The following is a 17,588-nucleotide window of genomic DNA, read 5'->3' on the forward strand; positions in this document are numbered from 1 at the left end:
CGCCCGATGATGCCGCCCCTCCGCCTCGGCACCCGCGGTTCGCCGCTCGCCCTCGCCCAGGCGCGGATGGTCGCGACTGCGCTCCGCGACGCCCATGGCTGGGGGCCGGAGCTGATCGAGATCGTGCCGATCACCACCACCGGCGACCAGATACGCGACCGACCGCTGGCCGAAGTCGGCGGCAAGGGGCTGTGGACCAAGGAGCTCGACCGGGCGCTGGCGGAAGGGCTGACCGACATCTCCGTCCACTCAATGAAGGACGTCGAGACGATCCGCCCCGACACCTTCACGATCGTGGCGATGCTGCCGCGGGAAGACGTGACCGATCGGCTGATCGGCGCCGAAAGCCTGCTCGCGGTCCCCAACGGCGCCCGCTTCGGCACCTCGTCGCCGCGCCGCGCCGCGCAGCTCCTTGCCCGGCGGCCGGACCTCGACATCGTCACCTTCCGCGGCAACGTCGAGACGCGGCTGCGCAAGATCGCTTTGGGCGAGGCCGACGCCACCCTGCTTGCCTCCGCCGGCCTCATCCGCCTCGGCCACCGGGACATCGGAACGGTGCTCGACGACCTCCTCCCCGCCCCCGCCCAGGGCGCGGTGGGCATCGAGGCGCGGACGAGCGACAAGAGGGTCCAGGGCTTCCTCCGCCCGATCGACCATGCCGCCACCCACACCTGCGTCACGGCCGAGCGCCGGCTGCTGGAGGGGCTCGGCGGCTCCTGCCGTTCCGCCGTCGCGGCCCTCGCCACGCTGGAGGACGGCCATATCCGGTTGCGCGCCGAGATCCTCAGCGCCGACGGCCGCGAGGTCGAGCGCGTCGACACGCGCTTTCCGGCCGACGATATCGCCGCGCCCGGCGACATCGCCCGCCAGATGCTGGCGCGGGCGGCGCCGGCGATCCGGGGCCTGTTCGCCGGTTGACGGGGAGGGTCCTCATCCTCCGCCCCGAGCCCGGTGCGAGCGAAACCGCAGCCCGCGCCAGGGCAATGGGCCTGGAGCCGGTGGTGCGGCCGCTCTTCGAAATATCCCCGGTTCGGTGGGATGTCCCGGACCCCCGACGCTATGACGCCACATTCTTCACCAGCGCCAACGCCGCGCGCCTCGGCGGCGAAGGACTGGGCGCGCTCGCCGCCTTGCCCGCCTACGCCGTCGGGGAGAGCACCGCCGCCGCCCTCGAAGCCGCCGGGTTCACGAACGTTCGCACCGGCAGCGCCGACGGAGCGGCGCTTACCGAGGCGGCAGCGCGGGCCGGCGTTCGCCGCGCGCTGCACCTGTGCGGCCGCGACAATATCGCGCTGCGCCATCCCGACATCGTCATCGACCAGCGCATCGCCTACGCCGCCGACGAGATCGCCGGACCGCTGGAGGTGCCTGCCGACGCGGTCGTCCTCCTCCACTCCCCCCGCGCTGCGGTGGCCTTTGCGAGCCGTTTCGTCGCGCGCAGCGCAGTCTGCCTCGCCGCCATCAGCCCCGCCGTCGCGCAGGCCGCCGGCGAAGGCTGGGCCGCCAAGGTTACGGCGCCGCGGCCGGGGGACGAGGCTTTGCTGGAGGTTGCGCGCGCGCTGTGCAAGAACGGTCCGCCTGACGCGGCGGGAGCGGGTTCGTGACGGAGTATCAGCCGGAAAGCGTTGGTGTGCAGCGGCGGCGCTCGCTCGTGTCGCTCCTGTTCGTGCCGCTGCTCGCCTTTATCGGCGGCCTCGCCTTGATGGGCTGGGTGCTGACCCGCTCCGGCACGGCCGACCATTGGCTCGGCCTCGTCCCAAAGGCCGAACTGCCCAAGCCTGCCCCGCCGCCTGAACCCATCGTCCAGCAGCAGGCGCCGGCCCAGGTTGCGCCGGCCTCGCCGCCCTCGGACGGCGCCGCCACTGCGGCCGATCCGGAGCTTCTCCGCCGCGTCAACCGGATGGAGGAGAGGGTCGGGCAGCTCGATCTCCAGTCGCGCGCCGCCGTCGGCAATGCCGACCGCGCCGAATCCCTGCTCGTCGCCTTTGCCGCGCGCCGGGCCCTCGATCGCGGCCTCGGCCTCGGTTATCTCGAAACTCTGCTGCGCCAGCGCTTCGCCGGCAGCCAGGCGCAGGCGGTGGCGACGATCTTCACCGCCGCCCGCGCGCCCGTCACCCTTGAGCAGCTCCAAGGCGAGCTGCAGGAATTGTCCCCGAAGCTCACCGGCGGCGGCCCGGACCAGGGCTGGTGGCAGGCGTTCCGCACCGAGCTTTCCGGCCTGATCTCGGTGCGCAAGGAGGGAACGCCATCCCCGCTTCCTTCCGAGCATCTCCGCCGCGCCCAGTCGAGCCTGCAGGCCGGCCAGGTCGAGGTCGCGCTGGTTGAGGTCATGCGCCTCCCCGGCCGCGCGAACGCCGCCGGCTGGATCGAAAAGGCGCGACGTTACGTCGCCGCCCGCCAGGCCCTCGACACGATCGAGACGGCGGCGCTGATGGAGCCGCCGCCCGCCGCGCCGCCCGCCTCGGCGCCCGCTGCCCCCGTGGTCCAGCCGCAGGCCGCGCCCCACCCCGCCGCCAAGCGCTAGATGTCGAGCAGGGCGTAAGGCCGGCCGAAGGCGGGCTCCACCACGAACTGGGCGCAATTGTAGACGGGGATTCCGCCCGGGGTCTTGCCCTCGTAGCGGCCGCGATGGGCGTGGCCGTGGACCACGGCCTTGACGTTGTCGAAGCGGTCCACCGCATGGGCGAGGCGCGAGGAGCCGAGGAACGGGTAGATTTCGAGCGGCTCGCCCTCGACCGTCTCCGGGATCGGCGCGTAATGGAGCACCGCCAGCGTCCGCTCGGTGCGCAGCGACCGCAGCGCATTTTCGAGCCGCCGCGCCTCCTCGCGCGATTCGTCGACGAACGCCTTGATCGCCTGCTCGCCGAACGCGCCGAGCTCGCCGCGGCCGAAGCCGCCGACGAAGCCCTTCACGCCCGCAAAGCCGACGCCCTCGATCACCGTCGCCTGGTCGCCGAGCATCCTTAGCCCGGCCTCCTCGAGGATCTTCGTCACCTCGCCGGCGCACCCGCATTCATAATCGTGGTTGCCCAGCACGCCGACCATCGGCGCGGTCGCCCCGCGCAAATCCTCGGCGAGGATCTCGGCCTCGCTCACCTTGCCGAAATTGGTAAGGTCGCCGCACAGGACGATGACGTCGGCGGCCTCCGACATCTCCTCGAACAGCGCGCGGTAGCGGCCCTGCGACGTCTCGCTGACGTGGAGATCGCCGATCGCGGCGATGCGGATCGCGCCGGGCGCGCCCTCAGTGGTGGGGCTCATGCTTCTCGTCCACGCCCTTCCCGACGACATCGGCGAAGCCCCATTCGGTGACGTCGACGACATAGTCGGTCGGGCTGATCAGCCGGCCGCGGCAGATCTTGACCTGGGCCGGCGGCATCGCGTCCTGGTTTTTGAGGCGGGTGAGCAATTCGTCGTACAGCCAGCGCGGGATGAGGTCGCGCTCGGTCGGGTAGACGAAGCGGAAATTCAAAATGTTGATCAGCAGCACCTCCCAATAGAGCTCCATGTTGGAGAGCATCCATTTCCAGTCGATCTCGTCATGCTTGATGAGGATGGCGTGGACGATATCGGCGCCGTCGTAGCGGTAGCGGGTCTGCAGGAAGAGCTTGGAGAGGATGAACTGGGTCGGCGGCGTCACCCGCACGGTGGTGCCGTACACCTCCGCCTCATAGACGTCGGCGAACCACTCGTCGGTGATCGGGATCGAGGCCGAGGAGATGTTGAAGATGACGTCGAAGAAATTGTCGCCCTGCCAGACCTTGCCGATCCAGCGAACGTCCTCGACCTCGATCCGGAACCCCTTCTCCTGGAAGAAGGCGAGGATGCGCGGCGCGTCGGACGGCTTGCAGAAGACGTCGAGGTCCTTGGTCGGCCGGGTGATGCCGGTGAAGCAGGCGAGCGCGTAGGTGCCGGAGAGCAGGAACGGAATTCCGGACTCCTTGAGCAGCTTCAGGCTCTCGACATAGAAGTCGATCGCCTCGGGCGGCGGCTCGAACATGGCGGAATCGAGGGTTTCAACGGGGTGGGACATCGCCCCCGTAACAAAGCCGGAGCGGCTGCGGTTCCCCGCAGTCCCGCGGCGCATGGCGGCCGGGGTGCTTAGACGCCGATTGCGCCTGCGCCGTCGCCCTTCCCGCCCCCGTCTTTTTTCGGGCCCTGCTTCTGCTGCCAGGCATCCTGCTTGGCCTTTTCCCTCGCCTTTTTCTGCTCTGCCTTTTCCCTGGCGGTTTTCTCCTCCTGCTCCTTCGAATGCCGTGAGCCGGAGCTGGAGGAGGAACTGCTAGCGCTGTTATTGTTGTTGCCCTGGTCGCGGCGGGCCGCGCTGGCGCGCTCCCGCAGCCGCTGCGTCAGGACGCGAAGATCGGCGGTGGTCTGCGCATTCTGGTTGTCCCCTGCGCCGCCGCTGGCGTGGCCGCGGACGGTCAGGTTGAACTCGATCAGCGTCGCGCGGACCACTGGTTCGGTATAATAGCCGATCGTGTCGGGCGAATAGCTGGCGACGTTGGCCAAGGACTTCGTGATCTCCGCCTCAGTCAGCAACTGGATCGCGCCGCTCACCGGCCCGGTTGCGAATGCCTGCGCCACGGCCGGCGCACCGCTGCCTCCGCCGATCCGCGCCGCTTCCGCTCCCTGACGGTCGGCTTCGCTTTCCAGGCCGCTGTCGTCGTTGATCGCCGCTCCGTGCCGCCGCGTGGTTGCGCGCACCCTCCCTTGCCGCTGCTGAACAACGTGCCACGCCTCGTGCGGCAGATGCCGGTCCTGGCCGGGGCCGAGATGAATATCGTTGCCCTGGGCAAAAGCGCGCGCCCCGAGCGTGGCGGGCCGGGTCGAGCCGCGGTGCACGCGGACCCCCTCCAGGCTAAGCCCCGAAAGCCGCTCGATGCCGCGGAGAAGAGGGGCGGGAAGCCCGGAACCCGATCGGCCCGGCGACGGCGTCAGTTGCGGGACCGGGGGGCGCCGGCTGATCGTCTCGGAGAGCGCAGCGAGGCGGTTCGGCCCCGCTCGGGTCCGAGGCGCGGCCGGCGACGCCGCTTGGGCGGCAACCCGCGTGCCGGTCGGACCCTTCGAGGCATACTCCGCCATGTCCTGCTCCCATGCAAAGGCGGCGCTATGATGCGCCCGTTCCTTGCCGTGAACAATCCTGGGAGGCGAAGCTTTAGTTCGAGGCGGCCTGCGCCGCCGCCTTGACGACCGCGCTCAGCGTCACGGTGAAATCGAGCGTCGCGCCCGGCGGTACGACGCCGCCGCCGGCGCCCTTGTCGCCATAAGCGAGCTGGGGCGGGATCCAGACCCGGTAGGTGCCGCCCTGGCGCATCAACAGCAGCGCCTCGGTGAAGCCCGGGACGACCCGCGAGACCGGGAAGCTCGCATTCTTCGCCTGGTCGAACACGGTCCCGTTGGTGAGCCGGCCGACATAATCGATGATGACGCTGTCCTCCCGCGCCGGCGCGCCGCCCTTGCCCGGCTTCAGCGTGCGGATGCGGAGGCCGGAAGCGGTGGTGACGACGCCGCGGGTCGGGATCGGCGCGGGCGCGGCGTGGGACGAAGCCGGCGCGGCGGCGAGGGCGAGGGCGAGGAGGATCATGCCCGGCCCCTAGCGGCTGTGCTCAGGGCCGGCAACATCGGCCGCGCCACCCTAACGCCCCAGCCTGAAGTGGATCGACTGCGACATGCCGCCGCAGCCGAGGCTGCCGTCCGGGCGGAAGCTCGCATCGTAGCGCAGGCGCTGGACGATCTCCGAGCCGGCCTTGCCGAAGATGAAGGGCGGATACGCGACGGTCGGGCGGATGTTGGTAGTGACGCCGGCGGCGGTGAGATCGTATTCGAGCTTGGCCCAGCCTTCGAAGCCCCAGCGATACGCCTCCTGCGGGAAATCGCCGCTCGACGCTCCGCCGCCGCGCTTCAGCCGCGGCGTCGCGTCGAGAAGGGCGCATTGGTCGGCGCTGAGGCCGGACGCGGCATAGGTGGCGCGCGCCGCCTCGGTCTCACCATTCGCGAGCTTCAAGGAGGCGAGACGGGCGAAAGCGGCCGCCCGCATCGGGTCCTGCGGCGGGAGGCCGGGCGTCTTCGCCGTCTCGTCGAGCAGCGCCATGGCCTCCGCCCGGCCGGCCTTGGTGGCCGCAAGCCGCGCCGCCACCGCAAGGCGAACCGCCGTCGAGGCGCGGGGGTCGGCCGCGACCCGCGGATCGGCGAGAAGCGCGCGAAGCGGCGCGTCCGCCCGGCCGGCATGGAGCGCCCGCCAGTCCACGGCGAGCGCCCGGAAGATGCCGAGATAGGCGACCACCGGCCCCGGCGCCCTCGCCGCCGTCGCGATCGCCAGCGCGCGGTCGAGATCGGCCCTTGTGTCTTCGTTGCCGACCAAGGGGTTGCGGGCGAGCGCGACCAGCACCGGCACCAGCGCCACCGACGCCGGGCCCGCCGCCGCCTCGCGCCGCGCCAATTCCGCCTGCAGCGGCTTGAGACGCGCCGCCTGGCCGACATCGCCGGAATCGAGCGGCTCGACATGCTGCTGCTGCAGCCATTCGTCGACCTCCGGCCGCAGCAGCTCCGCCACTCCCGGGTGCCGCGCCGCGGTGGAGCAGCGCATTTCCAGCCGCGTGAGGGCGCGGAACAGCGGTGGGATCTTGGCGAGATCCTCGGGGTGCCACGACCAGGCGCCTGCGGCACGGGCGAAGAGCAGCGCGCTGGTGCCCTGGCGCGAGGCGTAGATCGGCGTCGCCTCCGCAACGCTGCCGTCGGGTGCGATTGCGAGCTCGACCACCGCCACGTCGTCCGGCTTCAGCTCCTCGCCGCACGGCGGCGGCGCCATGTCGATCGCCGAGGGGAAGGGGGTGTCGAAATGCCCGGCGCCGGTCCAGGCGAGATATTTGCGCGCCGCCTCCTGATCGCCGGCGATCCTTGCCGCGATAGCCGCATCGGAGCGGGCGGCGAGATCGTTGATGTCGACATGCTCAGTGAGCCCGCCGAGCAAGGTCACCGCCTTCTCGAAATCCTGCCGCGCCTCGGGAGTCCGGCCGAGGTTGAGGAGGACGCGGCCGCGCAACGTCCGGAACACCGCCTCGCGGCGCTTGTTGGCGGGGTCGGTCGCGGCGAGGGCGAGGCCCCGCTCCGCATCGGCGAGCGCCTGCTGGGCATCGTAGAACATCCCCGTCTGGATAAGCCCGCGCAGCGCCCGCACCTGGAAGCTGCCGGGCAAAGCCGGCTCGGCCGCCCGGTAATCCTTCAATGCTTCGCCATAATCGAGCGCCCGCTCGGAAAGCTCCCCCATGTCGAGGAGGCCGAGCGCACGGTCCTCGCGCACCGATGCATCGCTCGCCGGCAAGGCCGCCAGCCCCTGGCGGAGGGCCGTCTCGGCCTCGCCCCAGCGATGCAAATTGACCAGCGCGTGCGCCTTGCGGATGCGGACGATGGCGCGACTGCGCGCGGCGGCGGGCGTCGCAGCGCCGAGCCGCGCCTCGAGCCCCTCGTAGAGCCGCGCCGCCTCGTCCCATTGGGCCTTGTCGAGCGCGGCGCTCGCCGCGTCGAACTGCTGCTGGATGCCCTGCCCCACCGGCGCCGCCGCTGCCGCCTGAACGGCCGCTGCCGCCGCAGCGACCCACATCGAAATTGCCATGACTCGGATTGCCCCCTTAAAGTGGCGGGACTTTAGCAAGCGCCGTCCACCGACGTCAGCAAAAATGCGAAATCACAGGGACTTGGTGTGGGGACTGGGTCGCTGGAGCGGGCGAAGGGATTCGAACCCTCGCGCAGCCCTGTTGGGCGGAGCGACGCTATATGTCCGAGGGCTAGACCTCACACGCCGAAAGCCTGGAGCGCCGGGGAAGGGATTCGAACCCTCGCGCAGCCCTGTTGGGCGGAGCGACACAAAGACTCGGGGGTTCGACCTCACACGCGGAAAGACTGGAGCGGGCGAAGGGATTCGAACCCTCGACCCCAACCTTGGCAAGGTTGTGCTCTACCCCTGAGCTACGCCCGCTCGTGCGTGGAGCCGATTCGCGTACGAGACGCGGCCTCGGCCGAGGTGAGGCGGCGGCTGCTAGCATCCCCGTCCTGCCCCCGCAAGTCCTGTGATGCGCCGCCCTGCCCGACCGCCGGCCGGCGGTTTCGCATCACCGGCGGCGGCGCTGGCTCAGCAGGACGGCGACGACGATGGCGACCGGCACGAGGATGATCAGCCAGTGAACAATCGAAAAACCACCCATGCCCGCTCTCCTGTTTGCGCCGGAGTATCACGGCCGCCGCCCCTTGTAAGGGCCGCCGTCGCCGCCGGCGCATTATCCCCGCGTCTCCCGAAGCGGGCCTTTCGCAAGGGTTGGCAGGCGGGGGAGCGATCCCACATAGGGCGTAGCGAAACGATTCGAGTGCGGAGAGCATCCACGTGGCGACCCTGGGCATGAGCGCGGCCGAAAAAGAAGCGCTTGAGGCGTTCCGCCGCGACGTGGTCGAGCCGTCGATGGATGCGCTCGTCATCCTCGATTTCTGGGCGGAGTGGTGTGGGCCGTGCAAGCAGCTTGGCCCGATCCTCGAGAAAGTCGCCGCCGATTATGCCGCGCGGGCGGTCAAGCTCGTCAAGATCGATGTCGACGCGAACAAGATCGTCGCCGCCCAGTTCCGCGTCCAGTCGATCCCGACGGTCTATGCCATCTTCCAAGGGCAGCTCGTCGCCGACCTCACCAGCGCCCGCACCGAGGGGCAACTCACCCGCATTCTCGACCAGATCCTCGCCCAGCTCCCCGTCGGAGGCGAGGCGAAGCAGGTCGAGGCCGAGATCGAGCCGCTGATCGCGATGGGCGAGGAGGTGCTGGCCGGCGGCGACGGCGAACGCGCGGCCAGCATCTTCCAGCAGATTCTGGAGATGGCCCCCGAAAATGCGGAGGTCATCTCCGGCCTCGCCCGCGCGCTCGTCGCCGCCGGACGTGCCGACGAGGCGCGGGCGGTGCTCGACGCGGTGCCCGAGAAGGCGGCGAACGACCCCGCCATCGCCCGCGCCCGCGCCGCTTTGGCCCTCGCCGAGGTCGCGCAGCCCGGCGCCGACACAGCCGAGTTCGAGCGCCGCATCGCCGCCGATCCCGACGACCATGACGCGCGCTACGAGCTCGCCGCCGCCCTGATGGCGGCTGGGCGGCGCGACGAGGCCGCCGAGCAGCTCCTCGAATCGATCCGCCGCGACCGCGAATGGAACGAGGGCGCGGCGAGGAAGCGCCTGCTCCAGTTCATGGAAGTGGTCGGGCTGGAGGATTCCTGGGCCGGCGCGCAGCGCCGCCGCCTCTCCGCGATCCTCTTCACCTGATGCCGGAGACCGCGCTCCTTCGCGTGCCGATCTTCCCGCTCGCGGGCGCCTTGCTGTTTCCCGGCGCCCAGCTCCCGCTCCACATCTTCGAGCCGCGCTACCGTTCTATGGTCCGCGACGCGCTCGCCAGCGACCGCTTGATCGGCATGGTCCAGCCGCGCGACCAGCGCGATCCGCCAGCCCTGTTCGAAGTGGGCTGCCTCGGCCGCATCGCCTCGGCCGAGGAGCTGGACGACGGCCGCTACAACATCGTCCTCGAAGGCCTCGGCCGCTTCCGCATCGCCCGCGAGGCGGCGGTCGAGACGCCGTACCGCCAGGTCGACGCCGACCGCAGCGGCTTTGCCGACGGCGAGGAGCCGGATCCGCTCGGCCTCGCCCAACGTGCCGAGCTGGAGCGCGAGGCGCGGCGCTACGCCGATGCCCTGGGCTATTCGGTCGATTGGGAGGCGGTCGGCCGGCTGGACGATGAGATGCTGGTCAACGGCATCGCCCAGATCGCGCCGCTCGACGTCGGCTCGAAGCAGGCTTTGCTCGAAGCGCCCGACATCGCCGAGCGCTGCGACCTCCTCGTCCAGTTCATGCAGTTCCAGCGCATGGTGCCGGGCGGCGCCGACGGGCCGGAGACGATGCAGTGAACCAGGCGCTCCTCGACACGCTCGTCTGCCCGCTGACGCGCACGCCGCTGCGCTGGGACGCCGAGCGGCAGGAGCTGGTCTCGGAGGCCGCGGGCCTCGCCTATCCGGTGCGGGACGGCGTGCCCGTCATGCTGGTCGAAGAGGCGCGCCGCACCGGCTGAACGAGGGGGAGACGATGTCCGACGCCGCCGCAGACCGCGCCTACGATCCCTCCGACCCGTGGCTGCGCCAGGCGCAGACCTTCCCGGAGCTCACCGCCGAGCAGATCGACCGCATCGCCGCCTTCGGCACCGTCGAAGACCTCCCCGCCGGCACGATCCTCGTCCGCCGCGGCGACCGCGCGGTGGATTTCCGCGTCGTCTTGGAAGGCGCGATCGAGATCGTGGACGAGGGCACCGACCACCGCGCCGAGGTGCTGACCGTCCACGGCCCCGGCCAGTTCGCCGGCGAGCTCGACCTGTTCAACAACCGCGCGGTGCTGGTCGGCGCCCGCACCGGCGCCGACAGCCGCATCCTCCGCGTCCCCCGCCGCGCCTTCCGCCGCATGCTCGATTCCGAGCCCGACATCGGCGAGATCATCACCCGCGCCTTCATCCTGCGCCGTGTCGGCCTCATGCTCCACGCCCAATCGGGCGTGCTGCTGATCGGCTCCCCGCACGATGCCGAGATGCTGCGCATCGAGCGCTTCCTCGCCCGTAACGGCTATCCGCACCGCGTCATCGACAGCGACCGCGATCCCGACGCCGAGGGGTTCACCCAATGCCTGTCGCTCGGCCATGGCGATCTGCCCGCGGTGATCCTCCCGGGCGGCGAGGCGCTGCGAAACCCCGCCACGCCCGACCTTGCCGACCGCCTCGGCCTCACCGAGGATTTCGATCCCGCCCGCGTCCATGACGTCGCCGTGGTCGGCGCCGGCCCCGCCGGCCTCGCCGCCGCCGTCTACGCCGCGTCGGAAGGGCTCGACACGATCGTCATCGAGGCGCTCGCGCCGGGCGGCCAGGCCGGCACCAGCTCCCGCATCGAAAATTATCTCGGCTTCCCCACCGGCATCTCCGGCCAGGCCCTCGCCGGCCGCGCGCAGGTGCAGGCGCAGAAGTTCGGCGCCCGTCTCGCCATCTCCCGCAAGGTGGTGAAGCTCGATTGCGCCGAAACGCCTTACTGCCTGGAGCTGGAAGGCGGCGCCCGCGTCGCGGCCCGCGCGGTGGTGATCGCCACCGGCGCCCGCTACCGCCGGCTCGACGTCCCCGATTACGAGCGGTTCGAAGGCTGCGGCATCCACTATGCGGCCACCTGGCTCGAAGGGAATCTCTGCGCGAATGAAGAGGTGGTGGTGGTCGGCGGCGGCAACAGCGCCGGCCAGGCCGCAATCTTCCTCTCGCAGCACGCCCGCCACGTCCACATCCTGGTCCGCGGCCCCGGCCTCGCCGCCACCATGTCCGATTACCTCATCCAGCGGATCGACGCCTCCGCCCACATCAGTCTCCACCCCCACACCGAAATCGTCGCCCTCGCCGGCGACCGCTACCTTGAGCAGGTGACGTGGCGGGACCGCCAAAGCGGCGCCGAGGAGATGCGGGCGATCGGCAATCTGTTCGTGATGATCGGCGCGTCGCCCAACACCGAATGGCTCGACGGCTGCGTCGCGCTTGATCGCGGCGGCTTCGTCTATACCGGCCAGGACGGCAACGGCATCGCGCTGACCTCCCCCTACACCACCGAACGCGCCGGCATCTTCGCCGTCGGCGACGTCCGCGCCGGCTCCACCAAGCGGGTCGCCTCCGGCGTCGGCGAAGGCTCCGTGGTGGTCTCCGCCATCCACGCCTGGCTTGCCGAGACGCACGAATGAGCGAGGCCGACCTCGGCGGGCGCTGGCACGGTTTCTATTCCTATGGCGGCCACGCCCACGCCTGCCCGTTCGAGGCGGAACTGCGCGACCATAATGGCGAGCTGGTCGGCGTGACCTTCGAGATCGCCGCCTTCGGCCCGAGCCCCGGAAGCACCCTCACCGCCCAGCTGGAAGGCCGCCGCAACGGCAACGCCGTCGATTTCGCCAAGACCTATGACGAGGTCGCGCTCGCAGCCTATTCGATCCACTATGCGGGCACCCTGACGGAAGGCGGCAACGAGATCGAAGGCACCTGGACCATCCCGGGCGAGCATAAAGGCACCTTCCTCATGGTCCGCGAAGGCGCCGCGGAGGCGGAGGAAGAGCGCCGCGCGGCGGAGACGGTGCGGCGCTAACTCCCCCTCCCCATCCAGAGGATGGGGAGGGGGACCACCGAAGGTGGTGGAGGGGTATGGCGAAGGGCACGGCGTCCCGCGGCGACAAATTCCAGAGCCCGCGAATACCCCTCCACCAGCTTCGCTGGTCCCCCTCCCCACGCTGCGCGTGGGGAGGCAAGATCAGATGCTGAGCCCGCGCAGGAGCAGCGGCAATTCCCCGCTCTCGCCGCGCGCTTCGGCCATGAATTGCTCCTTGAGCGGCCCGATTCTCTGGATCAGCCCCATGCCGAAGCGGCGCACCGCCGCCGCGGTGCGGCCGGGGACCCCGTAGATGCGGGTCAGCCCGTCGGTGGCGGCGGCGACCATGAACGTGTCGAGGCTGCGCCACCGCTCGTAGCGCGACAGGAGCTGCGCGTCGCCGAGGTCGAGGCCGAGCCGCGCCCCCTCGACCAGCACCTGCGCCAGCGCGGCCGCGTCGCGCAGGCCGAGGTTGAGCCCCTGTCCGGCGATCGGGTGGATGCCGTGGGCCGCATCGCCGGCGAGAACGAGGCGCTGCGACGTCATGACGGCAGCGTGGTGGAAGCCGAGCGGGTAGGTCCAGCGCGGCCCGGCCAACGTCACCGCGCCGAGGAAGCCGCCCATCCGCTTCTCGATCTCGTGCGCCATCGCCCGGTCGGGCAGGTCGACATAAGCGGCGGCGTCGGCGGCGGGCACCGACCAGACGATCGCCGAGCGGGTGCCCGGCAGCATCGGCAGGATCGCGAACGGCCCGGTCGGGTAGAAAATCTCGTAGGCGGTATTTTCGTGGTGCCGCTCATGCTCGACCGTCACGACGATGGCGTGGTGGTCATATTGCCAGCGCGCGACCTGGATGCCCGCCGTCTCCCGTGTCGGCGAGTTTCGCCCCTCGGCGCCGACCAGCAAGGGCGCCGTCAGCGCCCGCCCGTCGTCCAGCGCCACCCGCACCCCGGCTTCGTCGCGCACCACGTCCGCCGCGCGGGCCGGCATCAGCAGCCGGACATGCTCCGCCACCCCAGCCGCCTCGCGCAGCACCTGCCGCAGGCGGCGATTCTCGACCATGATGCCGAGCGGATCGTCCTCCTCCGGCGCGTCGAAGACGATGCCGCCGGGCGAAAGGCCCTCGCTCACCCTTATCGTGCGGATCGCGCAGCCCTCGCCCTCCAGGCGGTCGGCGATGCCGAGCGTCTCGAACATCCGCCACGAGGCGCTGGCGATGGCGGTAGCGCGGCCGTCATAAGCGGGCGCGGTGGTGGTTGCGGGATCGGCGGGGTCGACGATTGCCGCGGACAGGCCGTGGCGGTCCAGCGCGAGGGCAAGGGTGAGGCCGACGAGGCCGCCGCCGAGGATGATGACGTCGCTTCGCTCCATTTTGCCGCCTTACCGATGCAAGGATGCAACGCCAAGCGCTTGACCGCGGACTCCGCGAAGGCGCATGAACCAAGGTCGGAACAATAGGGGCACGGGGTATGGCGACGGTCGCGGCAGGCGCCCGCCAGGACAAACTGGCGCAATGGCGCACCGGCATGCGCAAGGGAATGCAGCGCACTGGCCGGCTCCTGCTGGGCGGCGCTTTGGGCGCGCTCGCGCTGCTGCTGTTCCTTGCCCTGGTCAGCTACAAGCCGACCGACCCGTCGCTCGACACCGCCGCGGCGGGCCCCGTCGGCAATTGGATCGGCCGCCCCGGCGCCTATGCGTCAGACCTGCTGCTCGCGCTGTTCGGTCCGCCGTCGCTTCTCCTGCTGCCGCTCATAGGCCTCGCCGGCTTCCGCATCGCGCGGCTGGGCAGCGCCGGCCGCTGGGTTCGCTCGCTGCTCCTCACCCTCGTCGCGATGGTGCTGATCGGCGCCGCCGCGGGACTCTTGGTGGGCGGCGCCGTCAACGGGCTTCCCGCGGCCTGGGGCGGCGCGCTCGGCCTGTCGCTGGCCCGCCTGATCGGCGCCGGCTTGGGCAAGATCGGTGACGCCGCCATCGTCCAGCCGTTCCGGATCGCGGCGATGGTGCTGCTCACCGCCGGCGGCCTCACCTTCGCCTGGTTCGGGCTTGCCCTGCGCACCGAGGAGCGCGAGTGGATCGCGAGCCGCCGCCTCCCCAAGCGCCAGCGTGCGCTGCCCTCGCCGGCCATGTTCGACGACGAGGAGGAGGACGACCTCCCGCGCCCCGAGCGGCCGGCCCGCACGCCGGTCGTCGCCCCCGCCGAGCCGCCGCGCACCGTCATCGCCGACCGCGTCCGCGGCCCGGAGCCCGCCCGCCGCCCGGCGCGCGACCGCCAGGCCTCCCTCGCGCTCGGCGATTCCTACCAGCTGCCGGGCCTCGACCTCCTCGCGCCGGCGCCCAAGCACAGCAACACGACGCTCGACAAAGCCAGCCTCGAGCGCAACGCCCGCCTGCTCGAGACCGTGCTGGCGGACTTCTCGGTGAAGGGCGAGATCGTCGAGGTCCGCCCAGGCCCCGTCGTCACCATGTACGAGCTGGAGCCGGCCAGCGGCATCAAGGCGAGCCGGGTCATCCAGCTTGCCGACGACATCGCCCGCAACATGTCGGCGCTCTCCGCCCGCGTCGCCACCATCCCCGGCCGCTCCGTCATCGGCATCGAGCTACCGAACCCGAAGCGCGAGATGGTGTCGCTGTCCGAGCTCATCGCCAGCCACGCCTTCGAGGACCAGGTCGCCCAGCTTCCCATCGTGCTGGGCAAGAATATCGCCGGCGACCCGGTCGTCGCCGATCTCGCGCCGATGCCCCACCTGCTCGTCGCCGGCACCACCGGCTCGGGCAAGTCGGTGGGCCTGAACTGCATGATCCTGTCGTTGCTATACCGGCTGACGCCCGAGCAGTGCAAAATGATCATGATCGACCCGAAGATGCTGGAACTCAGCATCTACGACGACATCCCCCACCTCCTCTCCCCGGTCGTCACCGAGCCCGCCAAGGCGATCCGCGCCTTGAAATGGACGGTCGAGCAGATGGAGGAGCGCTACCGGATGATGGCATCGGTCGGCGTGCGCCAACTGTCGAGCTTCAACGCGAAGGTGCGCGAATCGAAGGCCAAGGGCCAGTCGATGGGCCGCCGTGTCCAGACCGGTTACGACGCCGAGACCGGCCAGCCGACCTATGAGATGGAGGAGCTCGACTACGACGTCCTCCCCCAGATCGTGGTCATCGTCGACGAGCTCGCCGACCTGATGATGACCGCCGGCAAGGAGGTCGAGTTCCTCATCCAGCGCCTCGCCCAGAAGGCGCGGGCGGCCGGCATCCATTTGATCATGGCGACGCAGCGCCCGTCGGTCGACGTCATCACCGGCGTCATCAAGGCGAACCTGCCGACCCGCATCTCGTTCGCCGTCACTTCGAAGATCGATTCGCGCACCATCCTCGGCGAGCAGGGCGCCGAGCAGCTCCTGGGCAAGGGCGACATGCTCTACATGCCCGGCGGCAAGCAGATCGCCCGCGTCCACGGCCCCTTCGTCTCGGATGAAGAGGTCCGCGCCGTCGCCGAGCATTGGCGGGGCCAGGGCCGCCCGGAATACGTCCAGTCGGTGACCGAGGAGCCCGAGGACGGCGGCTACATGTTCGAAGGCCAGCCGACCGGCGACGACGACCCGGAGGCCCAGCTCTACCGCAAGGCGATCCAGACGGTGGCCGAGAGCCAGAAGGCCTCCACCTCCTACCTCCAGCGCCAGCTCCGCGTCGGCTACAACAATGCCGCGCGCCTCATCGAGCGGATGGAGAAAGACGGCATCGTCAGCGTCCCCGACCATGTCGGCCGCCGCGAAGTGCTGGTCGACCCGGAAGGCCGGCCGATCGGGTGAGCGGCTCGACTCGTTTCCTGCACGGCTCGACTCTCGCCCCGACGGGAATATCGCGCCCGTGCTACTAAGCACGTGGAGGACCGACATGACGAGCGAGCGCCAGCGCCAGGAAGTCGATCGTAACTATGATGCGTTCGTCCGTGTGCTTGGAACGATCCTGCCGGAGCACCGGGACCAGCTGGCCCTCATGCGCGAGGGCCGAATCGTGGATTATTTCGATACACCGCGCGCGGCACTCGGTGCCGCCGTCCAACTGTTCCCAGACGGTATTTTCTCGATCCAGGAGGTAACGGACGAGCCGATTGACCTCGGCTTCTGGTCGCATGTCGGCCATTGAGTGGAAGCGCGAACAGCGGCGTATTCTCCTCCCGGCACTGGTTCTCGCGCCGTTCCCCGTCACCCACCTGACCGGAATCGAAGGCCGCGCGCTTCTCGACACGGGCTCGTCCATCAGTGGTGTGTCCCGCCGCTTGGCCGAGAAGCTGCAGCTGACGGGTCTCGGCAAACGCCGCTCACATGCGCACAAGGCGAGGGACAGGTTGAGCGCTACGCGTTCCGGATCGGCCTGCCCCCCGACGCAGCGATGTCCGGCGCGCCGGCTTTCCCCTTCGTGTTCGACGAAGTGATCGGCATCGAACTTACGAACGCGTTCGAGTTCGACGCTCTCATCGGAATGGACATCCTCCGGCAGTGCGACCTAGAGCTTTGGCGCAGCGGCCGCTGCCGGCTCGCCTTCGGCTGAGCGATGGAACCCGGCGGGTTCACACCGCATTCAAGGGCGTAACGATAGGCGCTCGCCTCGAAATCCCTATCCCACGGAGTTCCTCATGGTGCGTTTGAAGACGCTTCTCCTCGCCGCGATGCCGGCGGCCGCCGCCGTCGCGCTGGCGCCCGCGCCGGTCGTCGCCGCCCAGCCGTCGCAGACCCTGGCGCAGGTCCAGGCCCATTTCCGCGCGGTCGATTCCATGACCGCGAGCTTCGCCCAGACCGACCGGCGCGGCCAGACGCTGACCGGTACCCTCACCTTAAAGCGCCCCGGGCGGCTGCGCTTCGAATATCAGAAGGGCGTGCCGCTCCTCGTCATCGGCGACGACAAGGCGATCCACGTCATCGACTATCAGGTGAAACGCGTGCAGCGCGTGCCGATCGTCAATTCGCCGCTGTCGGTGCTGCTCAACGCCCGCCCCGACCTCTCCCGCATCGCCCGCGTAGTGCGCGACGATGGCGGCAGCATCGTCATCTCGGCGCGCGATCCGCAGCGGCCGGAATTCGGCACCATCACCGTCGCCTTCGCCAAGGGTCACGGCCCCGCCGGCCTCACCCTCCAGGGGTGGACGGTCCTCGATTCGCAGAACAATCAGACGATCGTCCGGCTCTCCAACCAGCGCTTCAACGCGCCGGTCTCCGCCACCGCATTCCGGTGGACGGATCCGCGCACCGGGCGTGTGATTGGTTGACTCCATTCATCCTCGCGACAGCTAGCCGGCACTAGATAAGGCCATGCGGTCGCGGGGAGTCGCCGTTGGGATTTCCCCCTGTTGCCTGACGAGGCCCCCTGCGATCGAGCCTCGCGTGAATAACGCCTGGTTGGCCCCCGCTCCACGCCCCCGG

The 17,588-nt window shown here is 70.3% G+C and carries 18 protein-coding genes and 1 tRNA gene; 12 read left to right on the forward strand and 7 right to left on the reverse strand.

Annotated elements, in window-relative coordinates:
• Positions 1 to 6 precede the first annotated feature (6 nt).
• From hemC to VGC56_RS04870, 3 genes are read left to right on the forward strand one after another with little or no spacing between them, the layout of a single operon-like run.
• On the forward strand, positions 7 to 918 hold the full coding sequence (hemC, locus tag VGC56_RS04860; RefSeq protein ID WP_464123591.1) for a hydroxymethylbilane synthase: 912 nt from the start codon (positions 7 to 9) through the stop codon (positions 916 to 918).
• On the forward strand, positions 915 to 1,604 hold the full coding sequence (locus tag VGC56_RS04865; protein ID WP_464123592.1) for a uroporphyrinogen-III synthase: 690 nt from the start codon (positions 915 to 917) through the stop codon (positions 1,602 to 1,604). The genes hemC and VGC56_RS04865 overlap by 4 nt, the downstream gene beginning before the upstream one ends.
• Positions 1,601 to 2,524, forward strand: a complete 924-nt coding sequence (locus VGC56_RS04870; RefSeq protein WP_464123593.1) for a hypothetical protein — start codon at positions 1,601 to 1,603, stop codon at positions 2,522 to 2,524. Before VGC56_RS04865 ends, VGC56_RS04870 begins: the two co-directional genes overlap by 4 nt.
• Here VGC56_RS04870 and VGC56_RS04875 read toward each other — a convergent pair.
• From VGC56_RS04875 to VGC56_RS04900, 6 genes are all read right to left on the reverse strand, one after another.
• Positions 2,521 to 3,261: a metallophosphoesterase family protein gene (locus VGC56_RS04875; RefSeq protein ID WP_464123594.1), complete on the reverse strand. Its 741-nt coding sequence runs from the start codon at positions 3,259 to 3,261 to the stop codon at positions 2,521 to 2,523. The genes VGC56_RS04870 and VGC56_RS04875 overlap by 4 nt on opposite strands.
• Positions 3,245 to 4,033, reverse strand: coding sequence for a nucleotidyltransferase family protein (locus VGC56_RS04880; RefSeq protein ID WP_464123595.1), 789 nt, complete (start codon positions 4,031 to 4,033; stop codon positions 3,245 to 3,247). Before VGC56_RS04880 ends, VGC56_RS04875 begins: the two co-directional genes overlap by 17 nt.
• 68 nt (positions 4,034 to 4,101) lie before the next feature.
• Positions 4,102 to 5,085, reverse strand: coding sequence for an eCIS core domain-containing protein (locus VGC56_RS04885; protein ID WP_464123596.1), 984 nt, complete (start codon positions 5,083 to 5,085; stop codon positions 4,102 to 4,104).
• 73 nt (positions 5,086 to 5,158) lie between these two features.
• Complete coding sequence (locus VGC56_RS04890; RefSeq protein ID WP_464123597.1) at positions 5,159 to 5,587, reverse strand: FKBP-type peptidyl-prolyl cis-trans isomerase; 429 nt, start codon at positions 5,585 to 5,587, stop codon at positions 5,159 to 5,161.
• 51 nt (positions 5,588 to 5,638) lie between these two features.
• Positions 5,639 to 7,615: an energy transducer TonB gene (locus VGC56_RS04895; protein WP_464123598.1), complete on the reverse strand. Its 1,977-nt coding sequence runs from the start codon at positions 7,613 to 7,615 to the stop codon at positions 5,639 to 5,641.
• A 288-nt stretch (positions 7,616 to 7,903) separates the two neighbouring features.
• A tRNA-Gly gene (locus VGC56_RS04900) sits at positions 7,904 to 7,978 on the reverse strand.
• Between the two features lie 417 nt (positions 7,979 to 8,395).
• Here VGC56_RS04900 and VGC56_RS04905 point away from each other — a divergent pair.
• Genes VGC56_RS04905 through VGC56_RS04925 form a run of 5 tightly spaced genes read left to right on the forward strand, consistent with a single transcriptional unit; the run spans position 8,396 to position 12,168 of the window.
• Positions 8,396 to 9,292: a tetratricopeptide repeat protein gene (locus VGC56_RS04905; RefSeq protein ID WP_464123694.1), complete on the forward strand. Its 897-nt coding sequence runs from the start codon at positions 8,396 to 8,398 to the stop codon at positions 9,290 to 9,292.
• Positions 9,292 to 9,927 carry an LON peptidase substrate-binding domain-containing protein gene (locus VGC56_RS04910; protein WP_464123599.1) on the forward strand — a complete coding sequence of 212 codons (636 nt, stop codon included), beginning with the start codon at positions 9,292 to 9,294 and terminating at the stop codon, positions 9,925 to 9,927. Before VGC56_RS04905 ends, VGC56_RS04910 begins: the two co-directional genes overlap by 1 nt.
• A complete protein-coding gene (locus VGC56_RS04915; RefSeq protein WP_464123600.1) occupies positions 9,924 to 10,088 on the forward strand; it encodes a Trm112 family protein in 165 nt (54 codons plus the stop codon). The genes VGC56_RS04910 and VGC56_RS04915 overlap by 4 nt, the downstream gene beginning before the upstream one ends.
• A gap of 14 nt (positions 10,089 to 10,102) precedes the next feature.
• Positions 10,103 to 11,773: an FAD-dependent oxidoreductase gene (locus VGC56_RS04920; RefSeq protein ID WP_464123601.1), complete on the forward strand. Its 1,671-nt coding sequence runs from the start codon at positions 10,103 to 10,105 to the stop codon at positions 11,771 to 11,773.
• Positions 11,770 to 12,168, forward strand: a complete 399-nt coding sequence (locus VGC56_RS04925) for a hypothetical protein (RefSeq protein WP_464123602.1) — start codon at positions 11,770 to 11,772, stop codon at positions 12,166 to 12,168. Before VGC56_RS04920 ends, VGC56_RS04925 begins: the two co-directional genes overlap by 4 nt.
• A gap of 162 nt (positions 12,169 to 12,330) precedes the next feature.
• Here VGC56_RS04925 and VGC56_RS04930 read toward each other — a convergent pair whose 3' ends face one another.
• The gene (locus VGC56_RS04930; protein WP_464123603.1) at positions 12,331 to 13,539 is read right to left on the reverse strand and encodes a UbiH/UbiF/VisC/COQ6 family ubiquinone biosynthesis hydroxylase; all 1,209 of its coding nucleotides are present in this window, start codon (positions 13,537 to 13,539) and stop codon (positions 12,331 to 12,333) included.
• A 98-nt stretch (positions 13,540 to 13,637) separates the two neighbouring features.
• Here VGC56_RS04930 and VGC56_RS04935 point away from each other — a divergent pair, with 98 nt between their 5' ends.
• From VGC56_RS04935 to VGC56_RS04950, 4 genes are all read left to right on the forward strand, one after another.
• On the forward strand, positions 13,638 to 15,977 hold the full coding sequence (locus VGC56_RS04935; protein WP_464123604.1) for an FtsK/SpoIIIE family DNA translocase: 2,340 nt from the start codon (positions 13,638 to 13,640) through the stop codon (positions 15,975 to 15,977).
• Positions 15,978 to 16,062: 85 nt separating this feature from the next.
• Complete coding sequence (locus tag VGC56_RS04940) at positions 16,063 to 16,314, forward strand: hypothetical protein (protein ID WP_464123605.1); 252 nt, start codon at positions 16,063 to 16,065, stop codon at positions 16,312 to 16,314.
• Positions 16,315 to 16,560: 246 nt separating this feature from the next.
• Complete coding sequence (locus VGC56_RS04945) at positions 16,561 to 16,719, forward strand: hypothetical protein (RefSeq protein WP_464123606.1); 159 nt, start codon at positions 16,561 to 16,563, stop codon at positions 16,717 to 16,719.
• Positions 16,720 to 16,804: 85 nt separating this feature from the next.
• On the forward strand, positions 16,805 to 17,434 hold the full coding sequence (locus tag VGC56_RS04950; protein WP_464123607.1) for a LolA family protein: 630 nt from the start codon (positions 16,805 to 16,807) through the stop codon (positions 17,432 to 17,434).
• Positions 17,435 to 17,588 lie beyond the last annotated feature (154 nt).

The organism is Allosphingosinicella sp. (assembly GCF_036403745.1).
Lineage (GTDB): Bacteria > Pseudomonadota > Alphaproteobacteria > Sphingomonadales > Sphingomonadaceae > Allosphingosinicella.